The 24838-nt window shown below is 59.6% G+C and carries 23 protein-coding genes; 9 read left to right on the top strand and 14 right to left on the bottom strand.

Annotated elements, in window-relative coordinates:
* Positions 1-14: 14 nt before the first annotated feature.
* From HU765_RS16985 to HU765_RS16995, 3 genes are read right to left on the bottom strand one after another with little or no spacing between them, the layout of a single operon-like run.
* Positions 15-1097, bottom strand: coding sequence for a glycosyltransferase (locus HU765_RS16985; RefSeq protein WP_186550434.1), 1083 nt, complete (start codon positions 1095-1097; stop codon positions 15-17).
* Positions 1098-1139: 42 nt separating this feature from the next.
* Positions 1140-3362 carry a polysaccharide biosynthesis tyrosine autokinase gene (locus tag HU765_RS16990; RefSeq protein WP_186621840.1) on the bottom strand — a complete coding sequence of 741 codons (2223 nt, stop codon included), beginning with the start codon at positions 3360-3362 and terminating at the stop codon, positions 1140-1142.
* Between the two features lie 39 nt (positions 3363-3401).
* Positions 3402-3842: a low molecular weight protein-tyrosine-phosphatase gene (locus HU765_RS16995; protein WP_186621841.1), complete on the bottom strand. Its 441-nt coding sequence runs from the start codon at positions 3840-3842 to the stop codon at positions 3402-3404.
* Between the two features lie 288 nt (positions 3843-4130).
* On the opposite strand from HU765_RS16995, the gene HU765_RS17000 reads away from it, so the two are divergent.
* On the top strand, positions 4131-5087 hold the full coding sequence (locus HU765_RS17000; RefSeq protein WP_186621842.1) for a glycosyl hydrolase family 5: 957 nt from the start codon (positions 4131-4133) through the stop codon (positions 5085-5087).
* 203 nt (positions 5088-5290) lie between these two features.
* A complete protein-coding gene (gene tal / locus HU765_RS17005; RefSeq protein ID WP_186550426.1) occupies positions 5291-6217 on the top strand; it encodes a transaldolase in 927 nt (308 codons plus the stop codon).
* 211 nt (positions 6218-6428) lie between these two features.
* On the opposite strand, the gene rssC is transcribed toward tal, so the two are convergent.
* The 3 genes from rssC to HU765_RS17020 form a co-directional block, all read right to left on the bottom strand.
* Entirely contained in the window at positions 6429-6911 is a 483-nt protein-coding gene (rssC, locus tag HU765_RS17010) for an anti-sigma factor antagonist RssC (protein WP_003226553.1), read from the bottom strand.
* A complete protein-coding gene (gene rssB / locus HU765_RS17015; RefSeq protein WP_186550424.1) occupies positions 6911-8092 on the bottom strand; it encodes a two-component system response regulator RssB in 1182 nt (393 codons plus the stop codon). The genes rssC and rssB overlap by 1 nt, the downstream gene beginning before the upstream one ends.
* Positions 8093-8437: 345 nt before the next feature.
* Positions 8438-9127 (bottom strand): VacJ family lipoprotein, encoded by a 690-nt coding sequence (locus HU765_RS17020; RefSeq protein WP_186550422.1) that lies wholly within the window; start codon positions 9125-9127, stop codon positions 8438-8440.
* A gap of 199 nt (positions 9128-9326) precedes the next feature.
* On the opposite strand from HU765_RS17020, the gene HU765_RS17025 reads away from it, so the two are divergent.
* Positions 9327-9947 (top strand): HAD family phosphatase, encoded by a 621-nt coding sequence (locus HU765_RS17025; protein ID WP_186621843.1) that lies wholly within the window; start codon positions 9327-9329, stop codon positions 9945-9947.
* 108 nt (positions 9948-10055) lie between these two features.
* Positions 10056-10322: a DUF4404 family protein gene (locus HU765_RS17030; RefSeq protein ID WP_186621845.1), complete on the top strand. Its 267-nt coding sequence runs from the start codon at positions 10056-10058 to the stop codon at positions 10320-10322.
* Between the two features lie 166 nt (positions 10323-10488).
* Here the strand turns inward: HU765_RS17030 and queF are convergent, their stop codons facing one another.
* Positions 10489-11319, bottom strand: coding sequence for an NADPH-dependent 7-cyano-7-deazaguanine reductase QueF (gene queF / locus HU765_RS17035; RefSeq protein WP_186550416.1), 831 nt, complete (start codon positions 11317-11319; stop codon positions 10489-10491).
* A gap of 61 nt (positions 11320-11380) precedes the next feature.
* Positions 11381-11914 carry a cupredoxin family protein gene (locus HU765_RS17040; protein WP_186621847.1) on the bottom strand — a complete coding sequence of 178 codons (534 nt, stop codon included), beginning with the start codon at positions 11912-11914 and terminating at the stop codon, positions 11381-11383.
* A 163-nt stretch (positions 11915-12077) separates the two neighbouring features.
* Between HU765_RS17040 and HU765_RS17045 the strand changes: the two genes are divergently transcribed.
* Positions 12078-12758: a heavy metal response regulator transcription factor gene (locus tag HU765_RS17045; protein ID WP_186550412.1), complete on the top strand. Its 681-nt coding sequence runs from the start codon at positions 12078-12080 to the stop codon at positions 12756-12758.
* Positions 12758-14104: a heavy metal sensor histidine kinase gene (locus HU765_RS17050; protein ID WP_186621848.1), complete on the top strand. Its 1347-nt coding sequence runs from the start codon at positions 12758-12760 to the stop codon at positions 14102-14104. The genes HU765_RS17045 and HU765_RS17050 overlap by 1 nt, the downstream gene beginning before the upstream one ends.
* Positions 14105-14204: 100 nt before the next feature.
* Here the strand turns inward: HU765_RS17050 and HU765_RS17055 are convergent, their stop codons facing one another.
* The 3 genes from HU765_RS17055 to HU765_RS17065 form a co-directional block, all read right to left on the bottom strand.
* Complete coding sequence (locus HU765_RS17055; RefSeq protein WP_186621849.1) at positions 14205-15449, bottom strand: lipoprotein-releasing ABC transporter permease subunit; 1245 nt, start codon at positions 15447-15449, stop codon at positions 14205-14207.
* Positions 15450-15512: 63 nt separating this feature from the next.
* Positions 15513-16196, bottom strand: a complete 684-nt coding sequence (gene lolD, locus HU765_RS17060; protein ID WP_186550406.1) for a lipoprotein-releasing ABC transporter ATP-binding protein LolD — start codon at positions 16194-16196, stop codon at positions 15513-15515.
* A 7-nt stretch (positions 16197-16203) separates the two neighbouring features.
* On the bottom strand, positions 16204-17454 hold the full coding sequence (locus HU765_RS17065; protein WP_186550404.1) for a lipoprotein-releasing ABC transporter permease subunit: 1251 nt from the start codon (positions 17452-17454) through the stop codon (positions 16204-16206).
* A 94-nt stretch (positions 17455-17548) separates the two neighbouring features.
* On the opposite strand from HU765_RS17065, the gene HU765_RS17070 reads away from it, so the two are divergent.
* Together HU765_RS17070 and HU765_RS17075 are read left to right on the top strand one after the other, a co-directional pair.
* The gene (locus HU765_RS17070; RefSeq protein ID WP_186621850.1) at positions 17549-18130 is read left to right on the top strand and encodes a PilZ domain-containing protein; all 582 of its coding nucleotides are present in this window, start codon (positions 17549-17551) and stop codon (positions 18128-18130) included.
* Between the two features lie 14 nt (positions 18131-18144).
* Positions 18145-18867, top strand: coding sequence for a glycerophosphodiester phosphodiesterase (locus HU765_RS17075; RefSeq protein ID WP_186550400.1), 723 nt, complete (start codon positions 18145-18147; stop codon positions 18865-18867).
* 42 nt (positions 18868-18909) lie between these two features.
* On the opposite strand, the gene sthA is transcribed toward HU765_RS17075, so the two are convergent.
* A complete protein-coding gene (gene sthA, locus HU765_RS17080; protein WP_186550398.1) occupies positions 18910-20304 on the bottom strand; it encodes a Si-specific NAD(P)(+) transhydrogenase in 1395 nt (464 codons plus the stop codon).
* Positions 20305-20505: 201 nt separating this feature from the next.
* Positions 20506-21552 (bottom strand): FAD:protein FMN transferase, encoded by a 1047-nt coding sequence (locus HU765_RS17085; protein WP_186621851.1) that lies wholly within the window; start codon positions 21550-21552, stop codon positions 20506-20508.
* Positions 21553-21628: 76 nt separating this feature from the next.
* On the opposite strand from HU765_RS17085, the gene HU765_RS17090 reads away from it, so the two are divergent.
* Entirely contained in the window at positions 21629-22927 is a 1299-nt protein-coding gene (locus HU765_RS17090; protein ID WP_186621852.1) for an MFS transporter, read from the top strand.
* Between the two features lie 171 nt (positions 22928-23098).
* On the opposite strand, the gene HU765_RS17095 is transcribed toward HU765_RS17090, so the two are convergent.
* On the bottom strand, positions 23099-24562 hold the full coding sequence (locus HU765_RS17095) for a glyceraldehyde-3-phosphate dehydrogenase (RefSeq protein WP_186550392.1): 1464 nt from the start codon (positions 24560-24562) through the stop codon (positions 23099-23101).
* Positions 24563-24838 lie beyond the last annotated feature (276 nt).

Genomic DNA, 24838 nt, shown 5'->3' on the forward strand with positions numbered 1-24838 from the left:
AGCTTGAGTTCTACTTAATAAGTGGGAGCGCGATACAAGTCGTAGGTCTGGCGGATCATCAGCGCGGCACTGAAGCGCTCGCGCACGATGCTGCGACCTTCGTTGCCGAGATCGAGCAGGCGTGGCTTCTGGATGATCGTCAGCACATCGGCCAGCGCCTGGTGGTCACCGGACGGAAAGACATAGCCGGACACTTCGTTGGTGACCAGTTCAGGCAGCGAGGTGCAGTTGCTGGCAATCACCGGCAAGCCCATGGCCATGCCTTCGAGCGGGACCATGGCAAAGCCTTCCCAGCGACTGGGCACGATCAGCGCGTCGGCTTTTTGATACAGCGCCTGCACTTCGCCCGGCGTGACCCACGGCAAGTATTCAACCGAGTCCATGGGCGGACATTCGACCGAGTCCTCGTTGACCGCACTGCCGACCACCGTCAATTTCAGGTCGTTGCGGTTGACCTTGGCGTAGGCCTTGAGCAGCACGTCGAAACCTTTCTGGTAGTCGAGGCGGCCGACGAACAACAGATGAATCGGCTCGCTGCCGGTGGCTTTCGGCGCGTCATCCTTGTGATGAATGCCGTTGTAGATCAGCTTCATGCGCTTGCGCTCGATGCCGAACCGTGCGGCTTTATCCAGCTCGTACTGGCTGACGCAGATGATCACGTCGGTGACTTTTTGCAGCACCCGCTCGATCCACGCATACGCTTTCTGCTTGATCGGCGAGCTTTCCATCAGGAATGAAAACGCGTGCGGGCAGTAGACGATTTTCGGTTTGCGCCAGGGTCGTAACAGCACGCACACGCAACGGCCGATCACCCCGGAAAAGGTGCTGTGCAAATGCACCACATCGGGCTTTTCCTTGAGCATCACCTGGGTCAGGCGCCAGGCAAAACGCAACAGCGACGGCACATTGCGGCCACTGCGTGGAAAAGTGCGGATCTGTTGCGGCGCGATGCCGTGCAGCTCCCTGGCCTGGTCCTCGGGGACCAGATAAACCATTTCATACTTCGCCGCGTCACCTTCCGGCGAGGCCGAAATGGTGCGGATGACCGTCGCGACACCACCTTTGATCGTCTCTGCCACGTGCAATATTTTTTTCACAACTCACCCACTTCAAACAGGAAAAAAAACAATCGCTGACAGTCAGGCCTTGTCGGACGCGTATTCGTAGTTGTAATAGCCGTTGCCGCCGTAATAGCTGGCCGCACGCTTCTCGACGCCGTTGAACACCGCGCCTTTCAACTCGATGCCGTTTTGCGCGAAGCGGCGAATGGTCAGCTCGATCTCTTTGGCCGGGTTCACGCCGAAACGGGTGACGATCAGGCTGATGCCGGCTTCGCGGCCGACGATCGCGGCGTCGGTCACCGCCAGCAGCGGCGGCGTGTCGATGATCACCAGGTCGTAGAGGTCGCTGAGTTGCGCCAGCAGCTCGCGGAAGTTGGCGTGCATCAACAGCTCGGACGGATTGGGCGGGACCTGCCCACGGCTGATGAAGTGCAGGTTGTCGACTTCGACCTTATTGATCGCCTGCTCAAGGGTGCAGCGCTTGACCAGCAGGTCGGACAGACCGTTGGCAATCGGCGTGTCGAGGGTCTTGTGCAAATGACCTTTGCGCATGTCGGCATCGATCAGCACCACGCGCTGACCACTGAGGGCCATGACCGCGGCGAGGTTGGACGAGACGAAGGTCTTGCCGACCTGTGGGCTCGGCCCGGAAATCATGATGCGGTTGTTGGTCGAATCCAGCCCGGCGAAGTGCAGGCAGGTGCGCAGGCTGCGAATCGATTCGATCGACAGATCCGTCGGGTTGCGCAGGGCCAGCAGATACGCCGGCTTGTCCACACCATCGCGCGCGCGGCCCTTTTTGCTGTCCTCTTCTTCCTGCAAGGCGCTGTACGGAATCGACGCGTACACCGGCAAGCCCAACTGCTCGATGGCCTCGGGGCCTTCCAGGCCACGGCTGAGGGATTTGCGCAGCAACACCAGGGCAACGCCGACAAAAGCACCGAGGAATGTGGCGATCAGCACGATCAGCGGTTTTTTCGGTTTGATCGGGCTGGTCAGGTCGACGTCGGCGGTATCGACCAGACGAACGTTACCGACGGCGCCGGCGCGCACGATGTCCAGTTCCTGGGATTTGTTCAGCAATTGCGTGTAGATCTGCGAGGCCACTTCGACGTCGCGGGTCAGGTTGAGCAATTCCTGTTGAGTGGCCGGCAGGTCCTGAACCTTGCCTTCAAGGGATTTCTGCTGCTGGGTCAACTCGCCAATCTGCGTCATCAACGCGCGGTAGGCCGGGTGCTGTTTGGTGAACTTGCGATCGAGTTCCGCCTGCTGCATTTTCAGCTCGGAAATCCGCGTTTCAAGCGCCACGGACTGACCGAGCACCGATTGCGTTTCCAGCGAGATGTTCACGGTCTTGCCGTGGGTCTGGTAGGCGTTCAAGGCATCGCTGGCCTTGGCCAGATCGCGTTTGACCTGGGGCAGCTGGCTTTGCAGAAACGCCAGGCTCTGCGCCGCTTCCGCCGAGGTGCGACGCACGTTCTGCTCGACGTACAGAGCGGCAATCTTGTTAAGGATTTTCACTGCTTCGGCGGCGTCAGAGCTGGCCAGCGCCAGACGAATGATCCCCGATTCCTTGCCTTGCTCGGAAATGTCCAGCGCGTCCTGATAACCCTGAATGGTCACGATCCGCGGATTGCGCACCACCTGAAAACGTGTGCCGGGATTGGCCGCCAACTGAGCGATCTGCCCTTCTACACCGTCGTTGGCAAACGCTTCACCCGCCACGCCTTCAACGAGCAGGTTGTCGTTTTCATCGAACAGTTGGAAGCGCTGCTGCTCGCCGGCGATCAGCGTGAGTTTCTTGCCGAGCAGGTCTTTCGGCAGTTCGAGCCGGCTGAACTCCAGGCGCTCACCGCCCCAGGCGTAGCTGTTCAGGCCCAAACGCGGCGGCGCGACGCTGGTCTCACTGTCGCCGCGATAGCGACGCGAAAGAAAGCCGCCGATCAACGGGAACGTGTTGGGCGTGACGTCGATGTCCAGGCGCAGGTCGTCAACGGTTTTACCGATCACCGTGCGAGACTTGATGATGCCGATTTCGGTCACCGACGGCGATTGCCCACCGAGCATGCTGTTGAGGTCGGAAAAACCGAGCATGTCGTTCTTTTTCGGTTCGACCTGCACCAGTGCATTCGCCAGGTAGACCGGGGTGGCCAGAACCGCATAGGCGACGCCGGTGACCATGAAGGCACCGGTGAGCGCGCCGATCAGCCATTTCTGGTCAATCAGACTGCCAAAGATGCCCATCAGATCAATACTGTCTTGATCGTTGTCACGGTTGCCGATTACGGACGGTAACTGCATAAGTCTGTTCTTACCATTCATTGTTCTGAAGAATATTCATCAATGCCCGAGGCGCTTTGCCCATGAACTAACAGCATCTTCAATCAATGCGTGGGCATGAATAAAAGCGGCCTTGCCTTGACGATACGGGTCGTGTATTTCGCGCTCGCTCTGCCATTTACCGAGCAAAAACACTTTGCCCCTGGCGTGAGAGGCAATCTTCAGCACTTGATCGACATGCTTTTTTTCCATGACCAGAATCAGATCCGAGTCATTGACGATGTCCGAAGTCAGTTGCCGCGCCTTGAACGCTTCGGCGCAATGCCCGTGGTCTTCGAGCACCTGCCGCGCCGAAGGCTCAACGCCCTCGCCCACGCGTGCGGAGAGGCCGGCGGAGGACACCGTGATGGCCGACGGGCCCAGCGCGTTGCGCAGCAGTAGTTCAGCCGTCGGACTTCGGCATATATTGCCCACGCAGACAACGAGGATCTTTTTGAACAAGTCTTGCTTTCCTGTGTAATATCAAACAGCCAACATGCCGCAAAAGTTAATGAACCCTCGCGACTTTCCTGCACTCAGAAATAGCTTCGCCCTGTTAGTACAGGACATTAAGTACCACAGCGTTTTAAGCCGCCCCAACCACAATTAGCGGACTAAAAATAACTGTGATTTTCAGTTGCGATTTTCCTGACAAAAAATAACATTCACGCACTAAGTGCCATCACCCTTATCGAAAATTGAGTAACGGGATCATTATTCGTAGTTGTCATTCTCTCCGGGAGAGCAGACATGAAATCAGCACATCTGAATAAACTCGGCGCCCTCGCCCTGATGGCGCTCGGTGCAACCAGCCAGGTTCACGCCAGTGAGCTGTTCCCTAACCTTCCAGCAAAAACCATCGGTGTTCAGGTCAAGATCCAGAGCTTCACCGCCGCCGATGCCGCCCAAATCAAGGCAGCCGGCTTCAGCTTCGTGCGCTTCGGCGTATGGAGCGACAGCCTGACCGCCCAGACCTACCAAAAGCAGGTCAGCGATGCTTTCGCCGCCGCCGCCTCAGCCGGGTTACCCGTGCTGCTGACCGTGCGCGCAATCAAGGCACTGCCCGCCACTTCGCCCACTGAACTCGACGCAGCCGGCGGTAAGTTTGCCAACGCCGTGAGCGGACTGGAAAAGTCCTACAGCGCACAATTGGTGGCGATTGAAATCTGGAACGAACCAGACCTGCCAACCTACTGGCCAACGGGCAACTTCGACACTACGTTCGTGCCGTTCATGGCGGGCATGTGTAAAGCGCTGGAGGGTCAGCCTCAGCTGGCGCCGCGAGTCGGTTTCGGCTTTGCCCGGGCACCGAGCGCCGCCTCGGCCTCGACCGTTGCGCTGAAACGCATCGTCAGCGAACACCCTAAATGCCTGAACGCCGTCTCCTACCACCCGTATGGCATGACCGCCACCCAGATCAGCAACGCACAGACATTCATCCAGCAGAATTTCAATCTGCCGGGCGTCATCAGTGAGTGGGGGGTTTCCGCGCTCGCGTCCAACGGTGGCCCCGAAGGGCAAGCGACCAGGATCAACGCATTTATCACCGATGTTAAACGGCTGAATATTCCGTTGACCTCTATCTACGAGTGGAGAAACAGCGCCACGGGCAGTAACGAACGCGAGCAGAATTTTGGCTTGCTGACCTCCGACGGTCAGGCGAAACCGGCACGGCTGTCGGTCGAGCCGCTGTTAAACGCCGAGTAGCGCCGTGGGCGACCGGCCTGTTCACAGGTCGGTTGCTTTGAACCTGTGGGCGGTTTTGGCATCGTATTCATCGACACCGCGCCCCGCCTTTCAAACAATCGTTTTCAGGTTGTTGCCGCAGGGGCCATCGATACACGTACACACCCTTGAGTGGCTGTCAGCGCTCGGGTAATGTCATCAGACCCATAGGATAGAGCACGCCCATGACTTCCAAGCTGGAACAACTCAAACAGTTCACTACCGTCGTTGCCGACACCGGCGACTTCGAAGCGATCGCCCGGGTCAAGCCGGTCGACGCCACTACCAACCCTTCCCTGCTGCTCAAGGCCGCAGCGATCCCGGGCTATGCCGAGCTGCTGAACGCTTGCGTCAGCGATTGCCGCGGCGATGTCGGCCTGGCCAGCGATCGTTTTGGCGTCGCGGTCGGTCAGGAAATTCTCAAGGTGATTCCGGGCCGTATCTCCACCGAAGTGGATGCGCGCCTGTCGTTCGACCAGGATGCCATCCTCAAGCGTGCGCATCGCCTGATCGAGCTCTACGACAAGGCCGGCATCGGCCGCGATCGCGTACTGATCAAGATCGCCTCGACCTGGGAAGGCATCCGCGCTGCCGAGATCCTCGAGAAGGAAGGCATCCAGACCAACCTGACCCTGCTGTTCTCCTTCGCACAGGCCGCCGCGTGCGCCGATGCCGGGGTGTTCCTGATTTCGCCGTTCGTGGGGCGTATCTACGACTGGTACAAGAAGGCCAACGGCAACGACTACACCGGTGCCGACGATCCTGGCGTACAGTCGGTAACGCGCATCTACAACTACTACAAGGCCAATGACTACAAGACCGTGGTCATGGGCGCCAGCTTCCGCAACCTCAACCAGATCGAGCAACTGGCCGGCTGCGACCGCCTGACCATCAGCCCGGACCTGATCGACAAGCTGGCTGCCGACACCGGCAAGCTGGAGCGCAAACTGGCGCCGGGCAATGCCGGCGAAGCCCGTCTGAGCCTCAACGAAGCGCAATTCCGCTGGTTGTCCAACGAAGACGCGATGGCCACCGAAAAACTGGCTGAGGGCATCCGTCAGTTCGCGCGTGATCAGGAGAAGCTTGAGGCGCTGTTGCAGGCCAAGCTGTGATTTGATTGTGTGAGATGCAAAAAGGGCGAACCTGTGAGGGTTCGCCCTTTTTTATGTCTGCTGAATATGTGGTGTTCTTATGGGCGCTATCGCGAGCAGGCTCACTCCTACAGGGGAACTGTGGAGTGATCGAGATTGTGTGTCGATAAAGAACCTGTAGGAGTGAGCCTGCTCGCGATGAGGCCAGCCCATGCACCATCAATTCAGCGGATCAATGCCGCTCCAGCGCATTCACCAGATCATGAAACGCTTCACGATTGGAGTCGTTCAGGCCCATGAGGATCTTGTGCGCTTCGAGCACCTTGATCCGCACCACTTCTTCTGACTGGTCCTGGTCCGGCAGGTCATCGAGGCACTCCGGGCAAGGCACCGGGTGGTTGACGATGTTGAACACCTGCTCGAAACCCATCGATTGCAGCAGACGGGTGATGTCTTCGTGGGTGGTGACGACGGTCGGCAGCAGGCCGACCTTCTGGCGCGACAGGATCGACAGTTTGGCCAGCAGGCCCAACGTCGTGCTGTCAATGCTGCGGGTTTCGGTCAAATCGATCACGATCGCGTTGAAATTCAACGCCGTGAAGATTTTCTCGATAGTCGCATCCAACGCCGAACACAGGGTCAGGCGAACTTCACCGACGAACTTCAGGACGAAGGTGCCGTCCTGCTCGGCGAACTGGATTCTACCGGTACTCATTAAAGATTCCTGCTCAACACCAACAGGGCGATATCATCCGGCATCTCCCCTAGCGTGGCCAATCCAAACACTTGCCGCAGACCATCCAGGCTGCCGCCCGCCAACTTCACCCGCTCGGGCAAAGCAGCTTCTTTTTCTTTGAGCGTAGCTTCTGGCAAAAGATCCAGAATGCCATCCGACATCAGCGTCAGGCTGAACGACGGCGGCAGCTCAAGCACGTGATCTTCGTAGGTGGCTTCATTGAAGAGGCCCACCGGCAGACCACGCCCTTCGAGGTAACGAACACTGTCTGGCGTGTACAACACTGGCAACGGCAGATGCCCGCCGATGCTATAGGTCAACAAACCGGTCTCCTCGTCGATGACTCCACCGACCATTGTGACGTGTTTACCCAGCTTACAGCTGATCAGCCCCCGGTTGATATGACCGAGCACTTCCGACGGCTTGAATTCAGGCAGTGTACCGCTGCGCCTGGATTCGAACAGCAACCGTGTGGTCATGAACTTCAGCAGCACTGTCACGAAGGCTGAAGACGCGCCATGGCCCGAGACATCCGCCAGGTAAAACGCAACCCGGCGCTCGTCGACGCGGAAATAGTCGACAAAATCCCCCGACAGATACAGCGAGGGGATGATCTGGTGGGCGAAGCTGAATTCGTCAATGCGCCACGGGCTTTCCGGCAGCATGTTCATCTGCACCTGGCGCCCGGCGTTCTGGTCTTCCTGGAGCAGGTTCAGGCTGGCTTCGAGTTCGCGATTGGCCTTTTCCAGCTTCTCGCGGTAGCGCTGGTTTTCCAGCAGTAGCCGTGCACGATCCAGGGCCCGGCGCACGGAGTGCTCGAGCACGGCCAGATCTTCGAGAGGCTTGATCAGGTAATCCGCCGCACCCAAGCGCAGGGCCTCGACCGCGTCGTTCATCACGCCGGCACCTGACACCACGATCACCGGCGTTTGCGGCGACAGCTCGGTGACCTGGCGGATGAGTTCGAGTCCGCCCATCTGCGGCATGCGCAGATCGCAGATGACCAGGTCGGGCTGGTCTTGCTCGAATACCTGAAGGCCCTGTTGACCGTTGCCGGCCTGCAGGACGCTGAAACCACTGTCTTCCAAATAGGCCGCGAGACTCGCGCGCACTACTTCGTCATCATCGATTATCAGCAGCGTGGCACTGGTTTTTGGCATGTGGGCAAACGGCGCCAGAATTAGGTTGGCGTAGTTGGCGGAGCATTGGCCCCTGCGCAGACTACTGGATTCGCTTTCTAGCCTCTCTGGCACAGCGGTTTGGAGCATCGGCTCCAAACGCGGTTACACCAGAGGTGCCCTTCTAAGGCGCAGACGGTACTCCCATCCGCGGGGCGTTTCAAGCGTACGCCGATGGTCGCTTCGCGACTTTGTTTGTCAAAGCACCGAGAGTTATAAGAACGGCGCGCAGCGTAACCCGATGGAAGGTCCCACAGGCTCTGGGCGATGCGCTGGAACCCACAAAAAAGGCGACCCGAGGGTCGCCTTCCTGTGCAGCGGCCGAAATCAAAAATCGTCTTCGACCTGGCCGTCCTTCACCTTGAACTCGCGGTTCTGCAAGTAGGCGTTGCGGATAAAGGTGTACTTGTCGCCGCTGATCAGCTTCTCGCTCGACAGCAGGCCGGCGCGGGTGTCGACGATGTTCAGGCCGAAAATCGAGTTACGCGTCGGCACGTGGTCGATGTAACGGTACGGGCCGGTGAAGCCGTCGACGTACTTGGACGGCGCGTCACGCAGGGTACTCGGGCCCATCAGCGGCAGCATTACGTATGGGCCACTGCCCACGCCCCAGTAGCCGAGGGTCTGGCCGAAATCTTCGTCGCTGCGATTGAGGCCCATGTGGGTGCCAACGTCGAAGAAGCCGAGCAGGCCGAACGTGGTGTTGAAAATCAGTCGTGCGGTATCGACGCCAGCGGCAGCCGGTTTGGCCTGCAGGAGGTTGTTCGCCAGGTTGGTGACGTCACCGACGTTGCGGAACATGTTGTGAATGCCGTCTTCGACAAATTGCGGTGTGACGTATTGATAGCCCTGCGCCAACGGCTTCAGCGCGTAGGTATCAAGAAAATCGTTGAACTGGAAAATCGGCCGGTTAACGCTTTCCCAAGGGTCTTCTTCTGTTGCCGCCTGACTGGCAAACGGCGCCAGCAACAGGCCGGCACATACACTTAGCTGAGCGAGCGGATGGCTCCAGCGCATAGAAAAACTCCTTGGATTTGATACTGGCGAAGGCTTCGGAGCCCAGGCGTTAAGGCCGCTAGTATAAGCGTAAAAGGCAATTTGGGCAGTGCAGCGATGCAGCAGACTGTAGGAATATTCGCGCTCTGTCCTGCGCCTGATTGTCATCCAACTGTCATCGACCGCCCCTAGCCTTAGGGTTTATTTCAGGGACGTTGCCATGACTCACGCCGAAACCTTGCCCGTCGCCGCGCCCAGCCTGACCGCCGTACTGTTCGGGCTCAGCGGCTGCCTGGTGGATTTCGGTGGTGGCGCGCGACGCCAGAGCATCGCGCTGCCTGAGCACGCCGTTCCCACCCCGGGCGCTCTGGAGAGCTTACGCAGTTTGCAGCGCCAGCAGATTCCCTGTGCCTGGCTGGACGATTTGTCCCCTGCCCTCGCGCAACCTTTGTCAGCCGCCCTGCCGGCTTGGATCAAACCCGCGCAACATTCGGCAACAATCAATCCGTGGCCCGCCCCGAACGCGTGCTGGCAGGCCTTGATGGATTTGAAGGTCGACAGCCTGGACGGTTGCGTACTGGTCAGCGGCGAACCCCGGCTGTTGCAAGCAGGCCTCAACGCCGGACTGTGGACCATCGGCCTCGCCTCCTGCGGCTCGCTGTGCGGCCTGACACCGGAGGAATGGCAGGCGCTGGATCACAAAGAACGTGAGCAGTTGCGTGGCAAGGCCACCGTGCAGTTATTCGCGCTGGGCGTGCATTCGGTGATCGACCATCTGGGTGAACTCGACACCTGCCTGGCCGACATCAGCCTGCGCCGCCTCAAAGGCGAAAAGCCCTGATCAGGATCATGCAGGTTAAGCGAGAGTGGATTAATCTAAAGGTCAGCCACCGACCTTTGGCGCGCGGCTGCGGTCAATGCCAGTGCCTATTGATAAAAGGAAACCACCATGCCCGCCCGACGAGAACTGCAGGATCAGCTCAACACCTTGCGTGATCAATTGGAGCAGAACCCGCCGCTGTCTGAGTCTGAACGTGAAAACCTACACCAGTTGATGGCGCAGATCGAAGCAGAAATTCAATTGGAGAATCAGCTACAGGACAACAACCTGGTGGATGGGGTGAACCTTGCTGTGGAGCGTTTTGAAGTGGACCATCCGACAATTGCCGGCACCCTGCGCAATATCATGAACACTCTGGGCAGCATGGGCATCTGAAGCCCCGCGGCATAAAAAAGCCCTGCCAGCGATGGCAGGGCTTTTTCATTTCCACAATTTGAAACGCAATCCCCCTGTAGGAGTGAGCCTGCTCGCGATAGCTGCTTTACATTCACCATTGATGCGGACTGTTACACCGCAATCGCGAGCAGGCTCACTCCTACATTTATTGACGCACCAGACGATGGTTCGGCAACTGCATATCTTCTGTACTGCGATACGGGTTGATATCCAGCCCACCACGGCGAACGTAACGTGCAAACACCGTCAGTTTCTCGGGCTTCAACAACCGCTGCAGATCAAGGAAAATCCGCTCCACGCACTGCTCATGGAAATCCGAGTGCTGGCGGAAGCTGACGATGTATGCCAGCAGGCTGGCGTGATCCAGCGCCGCACCACGATATTGCACCACCACGCTGCCCCAGTCCGGCTGACTGGTCACCGGGCAGTTGGATTTGAGCAGATGGCTGTGCACGCTCTCTTCAACGATCCGTGAATCATCGCAACGCAACAGCTCAGGACGCGGATGCTCGTAGTTGCTGACGCTGATATCCAGATCGTCGATGCACACGCCCGGCAACGCCACGACGCCTTCGGCTTCCACGTCCTTCAGACTGCGAACCCGCACGCCCACCGGTTTGCCGGCGGCAGCGGAAAGGTCTTTGACCAGCGTCGCTTCCAGCGTGGCAACGTCGGCGAACGGCGTCTGGTTTAGCGAGTTCAGGTAGAGCTTGAACGACTTCGACTCGATGATATTCGGCGAATCCGCCGGGATGCTGAATTCGCCAATCGCCACCACCGGCTTGCCCGACGGCAACAGCCACGACAGCTCGAAGCAGTTCCAGAAATCCACGCCTTTATACGGCAGGGTTTCGGCGGTCAGTCCCAGCTCGGCCCATTTCGCCGTGCGCGGAATCGGGAACAGCAGGGACGGTGTGTACGTGGCGATGTATTCGCTGGATTTGCCCAGCGGCGAGTGTTCGGCTGCGGGATGCATGGCGGAAACCTGACTGAAGAATCAGCGGATTCTACCAGCCTTTGCGTCCGCCTTTGAGTGCTTACTGACTGACAGTCAGTTTGCCGACCATGCCTGCCTGATAATGCCCGGGGATATTGCAGGCGAACTCCAGGTTCGTTGCCTTGCTGAATGTCCAGGTCAACTCGGCGCGCTTGCCCGGTTCGACCAGCACGCTATTGAGGTCGTCATGCTTCATGCCGTGGCCCATCGCCGCATGATCCATGCCCGCCATGCCGTGGGACATTTCTTTCATGCCTGTCGGCGTGAGCATGCCGCTCTGCTGCATTTTCAGCATTTCCTGCTGGTGACTGGCATGCATCGCCGCATCACCGAGGTTGAATTCGTGCAGCAACTGGCCTTTATTCACCAGCACAAAGCGAACCGTCTCACCGGCCTTGAGCTCAAGGGTCTTGGGCTCGAACGTCATGTCCCCCATGACGATCTCGATGCTGCGCGAAGCCTGGCTGGCAGACGCCGGTTGGCCGAAGTCGTAGGTGTGGGCGGGCGCGGCCCACACCGGCGAACTGATTGCCAGCCAGCCGGCAGCCAGCGTCAGGGTTTTGCGCAAAAACATAGTCGTACTCCAACGAGAAAAGGTTCAGCCTATGGGAAACTCTAAGCGCCCCGCGCTGGCATCGACCTGACAAGCAGATTACAACTTTGTCAGGTTCATGCCGGGCAAGCGTTCTCACGATATAAAGTCTGCGTTTTGACACCCGAACCCACCCGAGTCGCCCATGAAACTGTTGATCGTCGAAGACCAAGCGAAAACCGGCCAATACCTGCGCCAGGGGCTGACCGAAGCCGGCTTCAACACCGAATTGGTTGCCGACGGCATCAGCGGCCAGCAACTGGCGCTGAGCGGCGATTACGCGCTGCTGATCCTCGACGTGATGCTGCCCGGGCGTAACGGCTGGCAAATCCTGCAAGCGGTGCGCAGCGCCGGGCTGGAGACGCCAGTGCTTTTTCTGACGGCCAAAGACGCGGTGGAAGACAGGGTTCACGGCCTCGAACTCGGCGCCGACGATTATCTGGTCAAGCCCTTCGCCTTCTCCGAACTGCTGGCCCGGGTGCGCAGCCTGTTACGCCGCGGCAGCGCCAGCGCACAGGAAACCAGCCTGCAACTGGCCGACCTGCGCCTGGACCTGATTCGCCGTCGCGTCGAACGCAGCGGGCAGCGCATCGACCTGACGGCCAAGGAGTTCGCCTTGCTGGAAATGCTGTTGCGCCGTCAGGGCGAAGTGCTGCCAAAATCGTTGATCGCCTCACAAGTCTGGGACATGAATTTCGACAGTGACACCAACGTCATCGAGGTCGCCATTCGGCGTTTGCGCCTGAAGATTGACGACGAATACCCACAGAAACTGATCCACACGGTGCGCGGCATGGGTTACGTGCTGGAAGAGCGCGGCGTCTGATGCGCCGGTTGTCCTTGAGTACCCGTCTGGCCTTGCTGTTTGCCGCCTGCACAGCCGTGGTTTCGCTGTTCGCCGGAGTGCTGTTCGATCGCGCCAGCGAGGCGCACTTCATCGAACTCGACCAGCAACAACTCGATGCCCGCTTGCTCGGTCTGCGCCGTGCCTTGCAGGGCGTGCAAGCCGATCAACGGGAAACGCGCCTGGCCGATGAACTGAGCCGTCAGGCCGATCTGTCCCTGCGCATTACCGGCAGCGACGGCCAGCACTGGTACGCCAGTTCGCCGCAGATCCCCGAGCAGTTGCCGCAAGCCGCGGGCCTGTCGACCATCAGCCAAGATGGCACCGATTATCGCCTGCTCAATGCCCCGCTCTATCCGGGCCAACCTGACTCACCGCAATTGACACTGCTGCTCGACATCACTCATCACCAGCATTTTTTGCAGCGCATGCAGCATCTGATCTGGCTGACGGTCGGCCTCTCGGCACTGGCCACCGCGCTGCTTGGGGCCTGGGCCGCGCGCAGCGGTTTACGCCCGCTAAGGCGCATGAGTGCGGTGGCCGGGGGTATTTCCGCACAATCGCTGAATGCGCGATTGCCGCAAGCACACATGCCGCCGGAGCTTGCGCAAATGGCCCACAGCTTCAATGCCATGCTCGCCCGACTCGACGAGTCGTTTCAGCGGCTCTCGGCGTTTTCCGCCGACATCGCCCATGAGCTGCGCACGCCTCTGTCAAACCTGCTGACCCACACTCAAGTCACCCTCACCCGCCCCAGGACGCTTGAGGACTACCGCGAAGCGCTGCACAGCAATCTTGAAGAACTGCAATGGATGGCGCAGTTGGTCAATGACATGTTGTATCTGGCCAAGGCTGACCACGGCTTGCTGATGCCCAAGCGCGAAGCGCTGGAGCTGGAAGATGAAGCCGACATGTTGCTCGAGTTTTTTGCGCCATTGGCGGAAGACGCCGGCGTGCGTTTGAGCCGTGAAGGAAAGGCGCGTATCGAAGGTGATCGCGGCATGTTGCGCCGGGCCCTGTCGAACCTGCTGGATAACGCGTTGCGGTTTACCCCGGCCGAGGGTTACGTTCGCTTGAGCATTGTCGATGAGACGAACGCCGTGCGCGTTTGCGTCGAGAACAGTGGTGAGGGGATTTCAGCGCAGTTGTTGCCACGCTTGTTTGATCGATTCTATCGGGCCGATCCGGCGCGACAGGAAGGCAGCAGTGAGCATGCGGGGCTGGGGCTGGCGATTACTCAGTCGATCGTGCGGGCGCATGGCGGGACGATTCATTGCGAATCGGAGGCGGGGGTGACGCGGTTTGTGATCCAACTACCCCGAACCTGAGGCCAGCAGGTCCGGCCCCTTCGCGAGCAGGCTCGCTCCTACAGGGGGGAACGCATTCCAATTGTAGGAGTGAGCCTGCTCGCGATAGCGGTTTTGAAGTTTACGAATATCTCAACGCATGCGCCGGCTCAATCTTCGCCGCCCGCCACGCCGGGTACACCGTTGCCAGAAAGCTGAGAATAAAGCCAGCCGAGCAAATCAACAGCACATCGCCACCCTGCAGTTCCGACGGCAGATTGCTGACGAAATACACATCCGAACTGAAGATATGCTGCCCGGTCACGCGCTCGACCCAGCCGACCAATTCACTGACATTGAGCGCGGCAACCACGCCCAACACACCGCCAATGATCGTGCCGACAATGCCGATCACCGTGCCTTGCACCATGAAGATCGCCATGATCTGCCGTGGCGTGGCGCCGATGGTGCGCAGGATCGCGATGTCCGCGCCTTTGTCGTTCACCACCATGATCAGCGTCGCGATGATGTTGAACGCCGCCACCGCGACGATCATCAGCAACAGCAGGCCGATCATGGTCTTTTCCATCTTCATCGCACTGAACAGGCTGCCCTGGGTGTGGGTCCAGTCGTCAGCCTTGAAGTCGGCACCGAGGCCGCTGGCAATCTCGGACGACACCTTGGGTGCCGCGTACAGATCCTTGACCGCCAGCCGCACGCTCTGCACCTGATTCGGTTGCCAATGCTGCATGGCCGCGGCATCGGCCACGTGGATCAGCCCCATCGAACCGTCCAGCTCGGCGCCGACCTTGAACACCCCCACCACATTCAGCCGCTGCATGCGCGGGGTGATACCGCCCGGCGCGGTGCTGACTTCCGGGACGATCAGGGTGATCTTGTCGCCAACGTTGAGGCGGAAACGCCGCGCGGTGATTTCACCGATCACCACGCCAAACTCACCCGGTTTGAGGGCATCGAGACGGCCCTGGACGATGTGCTGGGCAACGATCGACACCTTGCCTTCCTGAGCCGGATCGACACCGCTGATCTGGATCGGCTGCATCGCGCCCTTATAGGAAAGCATGCCTTCCATTTCGGTGAACGGCACAGCGGCGGTGACTTCCGGGTTTTTCATCGCGGCGGCGGCCACCGGCTGCCAGTCATCGATCGGCTTGACGCCGACGATGGTCGCGTGCGGCACCATGCCGAGGATGCGCGAGCTCATTTCGCGCTGAAAGCCGTTCATCACCGACAACACCACGATCATTGCCAGCACGCCGAGGGCGAGGCCGATCATCGAGGTCATCGAAATGAACGAAACAAAGCGATTGCGGCGCTTGGCGCGGGTATAGCGCGTGCCGATAAAGATCGATAACGGTCTGAACATTCGCTGGGGCACCGTATAAAAATAAAAGACCCGGCGCCATTACGGGCGCCGGGTTTCAGCCAGTCAGATGGGGGTCAGGCAACCTTCCTGCAATTGCAGGACGCGGTCCATCTGGCGAGCCAGGTTCATGTCGTGCGTGACCACCAGGAACGCCGTGCGCATTGAGGTGCTCAACTCCAGCATCAAATCCTGGATGCCTTCAGCGGTGTGCAGGTCGAGGTTGCCGGTCGGCTCGTCGAGCATCACCAGGCCCGGATTGTTCACCAGCGCGCGGGCAATGGCCACACGCTGGCGTTCGCCGCCGGACAGCTCCGAAGGTTTGTGTTCGAGGCGATGGCCGAGACCGACACGCTCCAGCAATGCGGTGGCACGCTGACGTGCTTCGGGAATTGCCGTTTTGCCGATCAGCAGCGGCATGCAGACGTTTTCCAGCGCGGTGAATTCCGGCAGCAAGTGGTGAAACTGATAGACGAAGCCCAAGGCACGATTGCGCAGCAGGCCACGCTTCTTCTCGCTCAGCGCCGACAGCTCTTCACCGTCGAGCCAGACGCTGCCCTTGCTCGGCGTATCGAGGCCGCCAAGCAGGTTGAGCAAGGTACTTTTGCCCGAACCCGACTTGCCGACGATCGCCACACGCTCGCCCGGGTGCAACTCCAGTTGCAGACCGGCCAGCACTTCTACCGACTCCGGGCCTTCCTCGTAGGATTTGCCCAGGTTGCGGCAGCTCAGAATTGCTTGTTCACTCATGCCCGACTCACTCATAACGTAACGCCTCCGCCGGCTGGGTGCGCGCGGCACGCCAGGCGGGATACAGGGTGGCGAGGAAACTCAGGACCAACGCGGCGGCGCAAACCATGACGACATCCTGGCTCTGCACCTGCGAGGGAAGATAATCAATGAAATACACGTCAGCATTAAGGAATTTGTGGCCGATCAGCCCTTCCAGCGCCGAGATGGCCGCGCTGACGTTAAGCGCGGCGAAAATGCCGACCACCGCGCCAATGGCTGTGCCGACCACACCGATCACCGTACCTTGCACCATGAACGTACGCATGATCGTGCCCGGCGTCGCGCCCAGTGTGCGCAGAATGGCGATGTCGCCCTTCTTGTCGTTCACCACCATTACCAGGGTGGAAATGATATTGAACGCCGCCACCGCAACGATCAGCAGCAACAGCAGGCCGATCATGGCTTTTTCCATGCGGATCGCCTGATAGAGATTGCCGTGGGTGCGCGTCCAGTCGCGGGCGTAGTAGCGGTCTTCGCCGAGCTGCTGGGCGATGTTCCACGCCTCACGTGGCGCCTGGAACAGGTCGTCGAACTTCAGGCGCAGGCCCTGCACCTGATCCGGTTTCCAGCGGTGCATCTTCGCCAGGTCCTGCAGGTTGGTCACACCGAGATAGCCGTCGAGTTCACCGGCGCCGACATGGAAAATGCCGACCACGGTAAAGCGCTTCATGCGCGGGAACATCCCGGCCGGGGTCACGCTGACCTCCGGCGCGACGAAAGTGACCTTGTCACCGATGCCGACGCCCAGCTTGGTCGCAGCCTTGTCGCCGATGACGATGCCGAAGCTGCCCGGCGTCAGGTCGTCGAGTTTGCCCTGCTTCATGAAGTTGTCGATGATCGACACATTGCGCTCCAGCGCAGGGTCGATGGCATTGAGCAACACCTTGGAGACCTGACCGTTGTTGGTCAGCAGGCCCTGCATCTGGGTGAACGGCGCCACCGCCGTCACTTGCCGGTTTTGTTTGACCTTGGCGGCGAGGCTCTGCCAATCATTGATCGGTTCGCCAGTCTCAAGGGTCGCGTGGGGCACCATGCCCAGCACGCGGGTGCGCATCTCATGATCGAAGCCGTTCATCACCGACAGCACGACAATCATCACGACCACGCCAAGGGCGAGCCCGATCATCGAAGTCAGGGAAATGAATGACACAAAATGATTGCGACGCTTTGCACGGGTATAACGCGTGCCGATAAATACGAAGAGAGGTCTGAACATGTCGGGGCTTGTTCGGAGGGAAAAGGAACGTCCTTGTGGCGGGGGTCGATAACCAGCTTTACACTCAGACCACCGCCGCTACCATGGGTTCGCCATGTCGACATTAGATGAAGAAGATCGCCGCGAATACTACCGTATCGAGGACACGATCGCACTGGAAATTCGGCCCCTGTCCGCTCCCGAAGCCGCAGGCGAGGAAGTGTTGCAGGATGCTTCCCCTCTCTTCAACCTGCTCAGTGAACTGCACCTGAGCGAATTCGAGTCGCAGCACCTGTTGCGCCAGATCAGCGAGCGCGACCGGGCAATCGCCGCGTTCCTCAAATCCCAGAACAAACGCATCGACCTGCTCAGCCAGGTGGTCGCCCTGACCGTGCTCGGCCAGATCGGCGAGCCACAACCGGTGATCATCTCCGAAGGCGGGATCGACTTCCAGTACCCGACAGCGATTGCCACCGGCGCACACCTGTCGGTCAAGCTGGTGTTGATGCCACAGGCACTGGGCCTGCTGCTGCGCGCCCGCGTCACCCACTGCGACCGCAAGGGCGATGGCTATGACGTCGGCACGGAGTTCGAGCACCTGACCGACGCCCAGCGCCAGTTGCTCGCCCGCTACATCTTGCAGAAGCAGGCGCAGGAACGACGTCTGGCTCGCGAACAGAACGAATCTGGCATCTAACTTAAGGAAGCACCGTGACCCTCATTTACGGCCACCGCGGCGCCAAGGGCGAAGCACCGGAAAATACCCTGAGCAGTTTTCAGGAATGTCTCAAGCACGGCGTGCGCCGTTGCGAACTGGATCTGCACCTGTCCAAGGACGGCGAGCTGATGGTCATCCATGACCCTACGCTCAAACGCACCACCGACCGTCGCGGCAAAGTTGTCGAGCACACCGCCGCCGAGCTGGTGACCTACGACGCGCGCAAGGGCGGCCCGGGCTGGATCAAGCCCTGCCCGATTCCCACGCTGGAAGAGTTGTTCGAACAATGTGATTTCGAGCACTGGCAGCTGGAAGTCAAAAGCGCTTCACGCACGCGCGCCGCAACCACCGTGCTGGCGATTCGGGAAATGGCTCAGCGCCATGGCTTGCTCGACAAGGTCACGATCACCTCGAGTTCGCGGGAAGTGTTGAAAGCGGCAGTGGACCTGGTTCCGGACGTATCCCGTGGCCTGGTGGCCGAATACGCCTGGCTCGATCCGCTGAAAGTCGCGGCCAGCTATGGCTGTGAGATTCTCGCGCTGAACTGGACGCTGTGTACGCCGGAACGCCTGCAAAAGGCGCAGCGCCAAGGTCTGCATGTGTCGGTGTGGACCGTCAACGAGCCCGCGCTGATGCGCAGACTCGCCGACTTCGGCGTTGACAGCCTGATTACAGACTTTCCCGGTTTGGCCACTGCCACCCTTGAGAATTGCTGAAATCGGTCTCCCCGGCCGGCTCAGGCCACCGGCCGGAGCCCGTCAAAAAAGCCGGTTGAGGCCGTCGTACGCAGCTACCCGATAGGCTTCGGCCATGGTCGGGTAGTTGAACGTGGTGTTGACGAAATACTTCAGCGTATTCAGTTCGCCCGGCTGGTTCATGATCGCCTGACCGATGTGGACGATCTCCGACGCCTGATAACCGAAGCAGTGCACACCGAGCACTTCCAGGGTTTCACGGTGGAACAGGATCTTCAGCATGCCTTGCGGCTCGCCGGCAATCTGCGCCCGCGCCATGCTCTTGAAGAACGCCTTGCCGACTTCGTAAGGCACTTTGGCCTGAGTCAGTTCCTGCTCGTTCTTGCCGATCGAGCTGATCTCCGGAATCGTGTAGATGCCGGTCGGCACGTCATTGACGAAACGCCAGCTGCCATTATCGACGATGCTGCCAGCGGCCGAACGGCCCTGGTCGTGAGCGGCACTGGCCAGGCTCGGCCAGCCGATCACGTCACCGGCACCGTAGATATTTTCCACGCAGGTGCGGTAGTTCTGGTCGACTTCGATCTGGCCACGGCTGTTGACCTTGACGCCAATGTTTTCCAGACCCAGCGTATCGGTGTTGCCGGTACGGCCGTTGCACCAGAGCAAGGCGTCGGCCTTGATCTTCTTGCCCGACTTGAGGTGCAGGATCACGCCGTTGTCCACGCCTTCGACGCGGTCGTAGTCTTCGTTGTGGCGCACGGTGATGTTGTTGTTGCTGAAGTGATAGCTCAACGCCTGGGAGATTTCCGAGTCGAGGAAGCTCAGCAACTGGCCACGGTTGTCGACCAGCTCGACCAGCACACCCAGGCCACTGAAGATCGAGGCGTATTCACAGCCGATCACACCGGCGCCGTAAACGATCAGTTTGCGCGGAGTGTGGCCGAGGCTGAGGATGGTGTCGCTATCGTAGATACGCGGGTGATGGAAATCGATGTCCGCCGGACGATACGGGCGCGAACCGGTGGCAATGATGATGTGCTTGGCGACCAGTTTCTCGACCACACCGTTGCCGCAGACCACTTCGATGGTTTGCTCGTCGGCGAAGCTGCCGGTGCCGAAGAATACGTCGACGCGATTACGGGCGTAGTAGCCGGTGCGCGATGCGACTTGTTTGGAAATGACTTTTTCGGCGCTTTTCAACACGTCCGGGAAGGAGAACCAGCGCGGCTCGCCGATCGCCCGGAACATCGGGTTGGTGTTGAACTGCATGATCTGCCGCACCGAGTGACGCAGTGCCTTGGACGGAATGGTGCCGAGGTGGGTGCAGTTGCCGCCGACCTGACGACGGCTGTCGACCATCGCGACCTTGCGCCCTGCTTTGGCGGCGTTCATTGCCGCGCCTTCTCCCGCCGGGCCGGAACCCAGCACCACCACGTCGTAGTTGTAGACAGCCATGCGTACTCCTCAGAACAGGCCGCGGTGCCAGCAGCACCGGCGGCTAAATCACGCCGAACAACGGCGCGAAGGAACAATTGGGGGCCAGTAGAGAACCCGGACACAGTCTATAGAAGCGTCAACGCCGCGCACATTAACCCTTGGTCGCGTCGTAGGCTACTTTTGCCTGCACTACAACGCCAGCTTTCGTCTTGTCTTCAATCAATTTTTTGCACCCGCGAGCTGATCGAACGCCTCACTGGTGCGGATGATAAAACCTGTATCGGCACGCAAGACAAAGAATGCAGCAATGGCATGTTTTTGGGCATAGTCCCGCGCCCTTTCCGGACCGAGAATCAGCAGCAGCGTTGATAGTCCATCGGCCATCAACGCTGAAGGATGAATCACCGTGACAGACGCAAGGTCGTGTAGGACCGGGGCACCGGTGCGCGCATCGACGGTGTGGGAATAGCGCCGGCCATCCTGCAGGAAATAGTTACGGTAATCGCCGGACGTGGACACGCCAAAGCCGTCGACATTAATAATGCGCTCGGCCACTTGCTGGTCGTCACGGGGCTCTTCCAATGCGATGCGCCAGGGCGAGCCATCAAGTTTTTTCCCCTTGGCCTTCAATTCGCCCGTGGCTTCGACGAGGTAAGCGTGGATGCCCATGGCCTCCAGCCTCGCGACAATGCTGTCCACGGCGTAACCGGCTGCGATGCTGTTCAGGTCGACTTCGACAGCGGCGTCCTTGCACAAGCGGTTGCCGTCGATGTGCAAGTGCTGATAGCCGACGCGCTGCATGACCTCACTTACCGCCGCCGGGTCGGGGATCTTTTCCGCGCGCCCTTGCGGACCGAATCCCCAGAGGTTGATCAGCGGTTCGACGGTCAGGTCGTAAGCACCCGCGCTTTGCGCCGACAGTTGTTCGCCGACACGGACCAATTGCAATACCGAGGCGGGCATGGCCAGACAGTCATTGGCGGGCAAGGCGTTGAAGCGCTCGATAGCCGAATCGCTCCGATAGGTCGACATCTGTAGATCGACTTCAGCGAGGATGCGCGCCACTTCGCCGCGTACTTGTGCAGGATCGGCGAGGCCGGCGTGGCGCACGTACTTGACCGACCAGCTACTGCCCATCGTCGGGCCGCCAATGCTCTCCATGGAATCACCGTTGCCACAGCCGGCGCACAGCATCGCCAGCACCACAAGCCCCACCCAGCGTCCAGTTAACAATTCTTCATCTCCCTGCAAAACCGCGGCGGCCATTATGGACTACAGCGCCCGCTCGCTCCCGCACGGCTGCAATGCCTTTCTACAAAATTGAAACAGTGAGTAACCGACCATGTCCTCCACCCCGGGCAAAGGCAAAGCGATTTTCCGCGTTGTCAGCGGCAACTTCCTCGAAATGTTCGATTTCATGGTGTATGGCTTCTACGCCACCGCCATCGCCAAGACGTTCTTCCCGTCCGACAGCGCCTTCGCTTCGCTGATGCTGTCGCTGGCCACCTTTGGTGCCGGTTTCCTGATGCGCCCGCTCGGGGCGATTTTCCTCGGCGCCTACATTGACCGCCATGGCCGGCGCAAAGGCCTGATCATTACGCTCGCGATGATGGCGGCCGGCACCGTGCTGATTGCCTGCGTGCCGGGCTATGCGACGCTCGGGGTCGCGGCACCGCTGCTGGTGTTGTTCGGACGGCTGCTGCAAGGCTTCTCGGCCGGCGTGGAGCTGGGCGGCGTCTCGGTCTATCTGGCAGAAATCTCCACACCGGGGCGCAAAGGCTTTTTCGTCAGTTGGCAGTCTGCCAGCCAACAGGCTGCGGTGGTCTTCGCCGGCCTGCTTGGGGTCGGCCTCAACCATTGGCTGAGCCCGGAGCAAATGGGCGAATGGGGCTGGCGCGTGCCGTTTCTGATTGGCTGCCTGATCGTGCCAGTAATTTTCTTCATCCGCCGCTCGCTGGAGGAAACCCCGGAATTCCAGGCGCGTACCCACCGCCCCACCCTCGGCGAGGTCGTCCGTTCGATCGGCCAGAACTTTGCCATCGTCATCGCTGGCATGGCGCTGGTGGTGATGACCACGGTGTCGTTCTACCTGATCACCGCGTACACCCCGACATTCGGCAAGGCCGAGTTGCACCTGTCGGATCTCGATGCGTTGCTGGTGACGGTGTGTATCGGCCTGTCGAATTTCTTCTGGTTGCCAGTGATGGGGGCGGCGTCCGATAAGATCGGGCGAAAACCCTTACTGCTGGCGGCGACGATTCTGGCGATTCTTACCGCCTACCCTGCCCTGTCGTGGCTGGTCGCCAATCCGAGCTTCAGCCACTTGCTGATTGTCGAGTTGTGGCTGTCGTTTCTGTACGGCTCGTACAACGGCGCGATGGTTGTGGCGCTGACTGAAATCATGCCGGTGGAAGTGCGCACGACCGGTTTCTCGCTGGCGTACAGCTTGGCGACGGCGACGTTTGGCGGATTTACCCCGGCGGCGTGCACGTATCTGATCCATGTGCTGGACAATAAGGCGGCGCCGGGAATCTGGCTCAGTGGCGCGGCGGTGCTGGGATTGATTGCGACGTTGGTGCTGTTCCGTGGCAACCGGCATGAACTGCGCGCGGCGCAAGCGTCGGTTGCCAGCGGCGCCTGACAGAATGCTTTCGCGAGCAGGCTCGCTCCCACAGGAGATTTGTGAACGACAGTAATCCAGTGTGGGAGCGAGCCTGCTCGCGAAGAGGCCGGCAAGGACACCGAAGATCAAAAGGCACACAAACAAAAACGCCCCGACAAAAGTCGGGGCGTTTTCATTCAAGCCTGAGGCTTAGCGCGGGAACGCTGGCGGATTTACATCAGCCATGTCTTCCATCACGCGAACCACCTGGCAGCTATAGCCGAACTCGTTGTCGTACCAGACGTACAGCACAACGCGGTTGTCCTGAACGATGGTCGCTTCAGCATCGACCACACCGGCGTGGCGCGAACCAACGAAGTCAGTCGAAACCACTTCCTGCGAATTGACGAAATCGATCTGCTTGTGCAGTTCGGAGTGCAGCGCCATGTAGCGCAGGTACTCGTTCATCTCCTCACGGGTGGCGGCTTTCTCAAGGTTGAGATTGAGAATGGCCATCGACACGTTCGGCGTCGGCACGCGAATCGCGTTGCCGGTCAGCTTGCCGGCCAGCTCAGGCAGGGCCTTGGCAGCAGCGGTGGCGGCACCGGTCTCGGTGATCACCATGTTCAGCGCGGCGCTACGGCCACGGCGATCGCCCTTGTGGAAGTTGTCGATCAGGTTCTGGTCGTTGGTGTACGAGTGAACGGTTTCGACGTGACCGTTGATGATGCCGAACTTGTCGTTGACCGCTTTGAGCACCGGCACGATGGCGTTGGTGGTGCAGGAAGCAGCCGACACGATCTTGTCGTCAGCGGTGATTTCACCGTGGTTGATGCCGTGAACGATGTTCTTCAGCTTGCCCTTGCCAGGTGCGGTCAGAACAACGCGGTCGATACCCGGGCAGGCCAGGTGCTGACCCAGGCCATCGGCGTCACGCCATACACCGGTGTTGTCCACCAGCAGCGCGTCTTTGATGCCGTACTGGGTGTAATCCACCTCGGTCGGGTTCTTCGCGTAGATCACCTGGATCAGGTTACCGTTGGCGGTGATGGTGTTGTTTTCTTCGTCGATGGTAATGGTACCGTTGAACGAACCGTGCACCGAATCGCGACGCAGCAGGCTGGCGCGTTTGGTCAGGTCGTTCTCGGCGCCTTTGCGCACGACGATGGCGCGCAGACGCAGGCCGTCGCCACCACCGGTTTTTTCGATCAGGATGCGCGCCAGCAGGCGGCCGATACGACCGAAGCCGTACAGCACAACGTCGGTGCCTTTGCGGGGCGAAGCGTTTTGCTGCCCCACCACGTCAGCCATTTCTTCACGCACGAACTGCTCGGCGCTGCGGCCATTGCCTTCGTTACGGAATTTGAACGCCAACTTGCCCAGGTCTACCGAAGCCGCGCCGAGCTTGAGCTCGCTCATGGCCTTGAGCAGTGGGAATGTTTCGTGGACGGAGAGTTCGCTGTCGTCGGAGGAACGGTGGCGCGCAAAGCGGTGAGCTTTGAGAATCGCGATGACAGACTGGTTGATCAGGCTGCGGCCATAGATCGAGCTCACCACGTTGTTATTGCGGTAGAGCTGACCGATAAGCGGGATCATCGCTTCTGCGAGTGCTTCACGGTCGATCCATTCACCAAGACACTGGTCGGGCTTCTGAGTCACGGTAACCTTCCACATGTAGGGGCAGAAAAAAGGGGCTACATTATGCCGCCGACAACCTCTTTCAGCAATGCGCGCTTGTCGCCAATCCGTTAACAAAATCCTCTCCAAAAAAATTACGCCGCTCTCCAGCCCAGTAAAACCGCGGCTTGCAGCGCAGTCAATTTTTCGACGACTGTTAGACGATGTCTGTAACCCTCCGAAACACCACCCGGTTTCGGCACTACATAACCACTGAAAAAGTGCTCGTTTTTATGGTTACCACTACATTTCGTCCAAACCGCGAAGATAGAC

This window comes from Pseudomonas sp. SWRI81 (assembly GCF_014268545.1).
In the GTDB taxonomy this organism is placed as follows: domain Bacteria; phylum Pseudomonadota; class Gammaproteobacteria; order Pseudomonadales; family Pseudomonadaceae; genus Aquipseudomonas; species Aquipseudomonas hamedanensis.

Coding starts and splice junctions, on each gene's coding strand:
- HU765_RS16990 (WP_186621840.1), bottom strand. CDS start 3,362: ATGCAGTTACCGTCCGTAATCGGCAACCGTGACAACGATCAAGACAGT.
- HU765_RS17000 (WP_186621842.1), top strand. CDS start 4,131: ATGAAATCAGCACATCTGAATAAACTCGGCGCCCTCGCCCTGATGGCG.
- tal (WP_186550426.1), top strand. CDS start 5,291: ATGACTTCCAAGCTGGAACAACTCAAACAGTTCACTACCGTCGTTGCC.
- rssC (WP_003226553.1), bottom strand. CDS start 6,911: ATGAGTACCGGTAGAATCCAGTTCGCCGAGCAGGACGGCACCTTCGTC.
- rssB (WP_186550424.1), bottom strand. CDS start 8,092: ATGCCAAAAACCAGTGCCACGCTGCTGATAATCGATGATGACGAAGTA.
- HU765_RS17020 (WP_186550422.1), bottom strand. CDS start 9,127: ATGCGCTGGAGCCATCCGCTCGCTCAGCTAAGTGTATGTGCCGGCCTG.
- HU765_RS17025 (WP_186621843.1), top strand. CDS start 9,327: ATGACTCACGCCGAAACCTTGCCCGTCGCCGCGCCCAGCCTGACCGCC.
- HU765_RS17030 (WP_186621845.1), top strand. CDS start 10,056: ATGCCCGCCCGACGAGAACTGCAGGATCAGCTCAACACCTTGCGTGAT.
- queF (WP_186550416.1), bottom strand. CDS start 11,319: ATGCATCCCGCAGCCGAACACTCGCCGCTGGGCAAATCCAGCGAATAC.
- HU765_RS17040 (WP_186621847.1), bottom strand. CDS start 11,914: ATGTTTTTGCGCAAAACCCTGACGCTGGCTGCCGGCTGGCTGGCAATC.
- HU765_RS17045 (WP_186550412.1), top strand. CDS start 12,078: ATGAAACTGTTGATCGTCGAAGACCAAGCGAAAACCGGCCAATACCTG.
- HU765_RS17050 (WP_186621848.1), top strand. CDS start 12,758: ATGCGCCGGTTGTCCTTGAGTACCCGTCTGGCCTTGCTGTTTGCCGCC.
- HU765_RS17055 (WP_186621849.1), bottom strand. CDS start 15,449: ATGTTCAGACCGTTATCGATCTTTATCGGCACGCGCTATACCCGCGCC.
- lolD (WP_186550406.1), bottom strand. CDS start 16,196: ATGAGTGAACAAGCAATTCTGAGCTGCCGCAACCTGGGCAAATCCTAC.
- HU765_RS17065 (WP_186550404.1), bottom strand. CDS start 17,454: ATGTTCAGACCTCTCTTCGTATTTATCGGCACGCGTTATACCCGTGCA.
- HU765_RS17070 (WP_186621850.1), top strand. CDS start 17,549: ATGTCGACATTAGATGAAGAAGATCGCCGCGAATACTACCGTATCGAG.
- sthA (WP_186550398.1), bottom strand. CDS start 20,304: ATGGCTGTCTACAACTACGACGTGGTGGTGCTGGGTTCCGGCCCGGCG.
- HU765_RS17085 (WP_186621851.1), bottom strand. CDS start 21,552: ATGGCCGCCGCGGTTTTGCAGGGAGATGAAGAATTGTTAACTGGACGC.
- HU765_RS17090 (WP_186621852.1), top strand. CDS start 21,629: ATGTCCTCCACCCCGGGCAAAGGCAAAGCGATTTTCCGCGTTGTCAGC.
- HU765_RS17095 (WP_186550392.1), bottom strand. CDS start 24,562: ATGTGGAAGGTTACCGTGACTCAGAAGCCCGACCAGTGTCTTGGTGAA.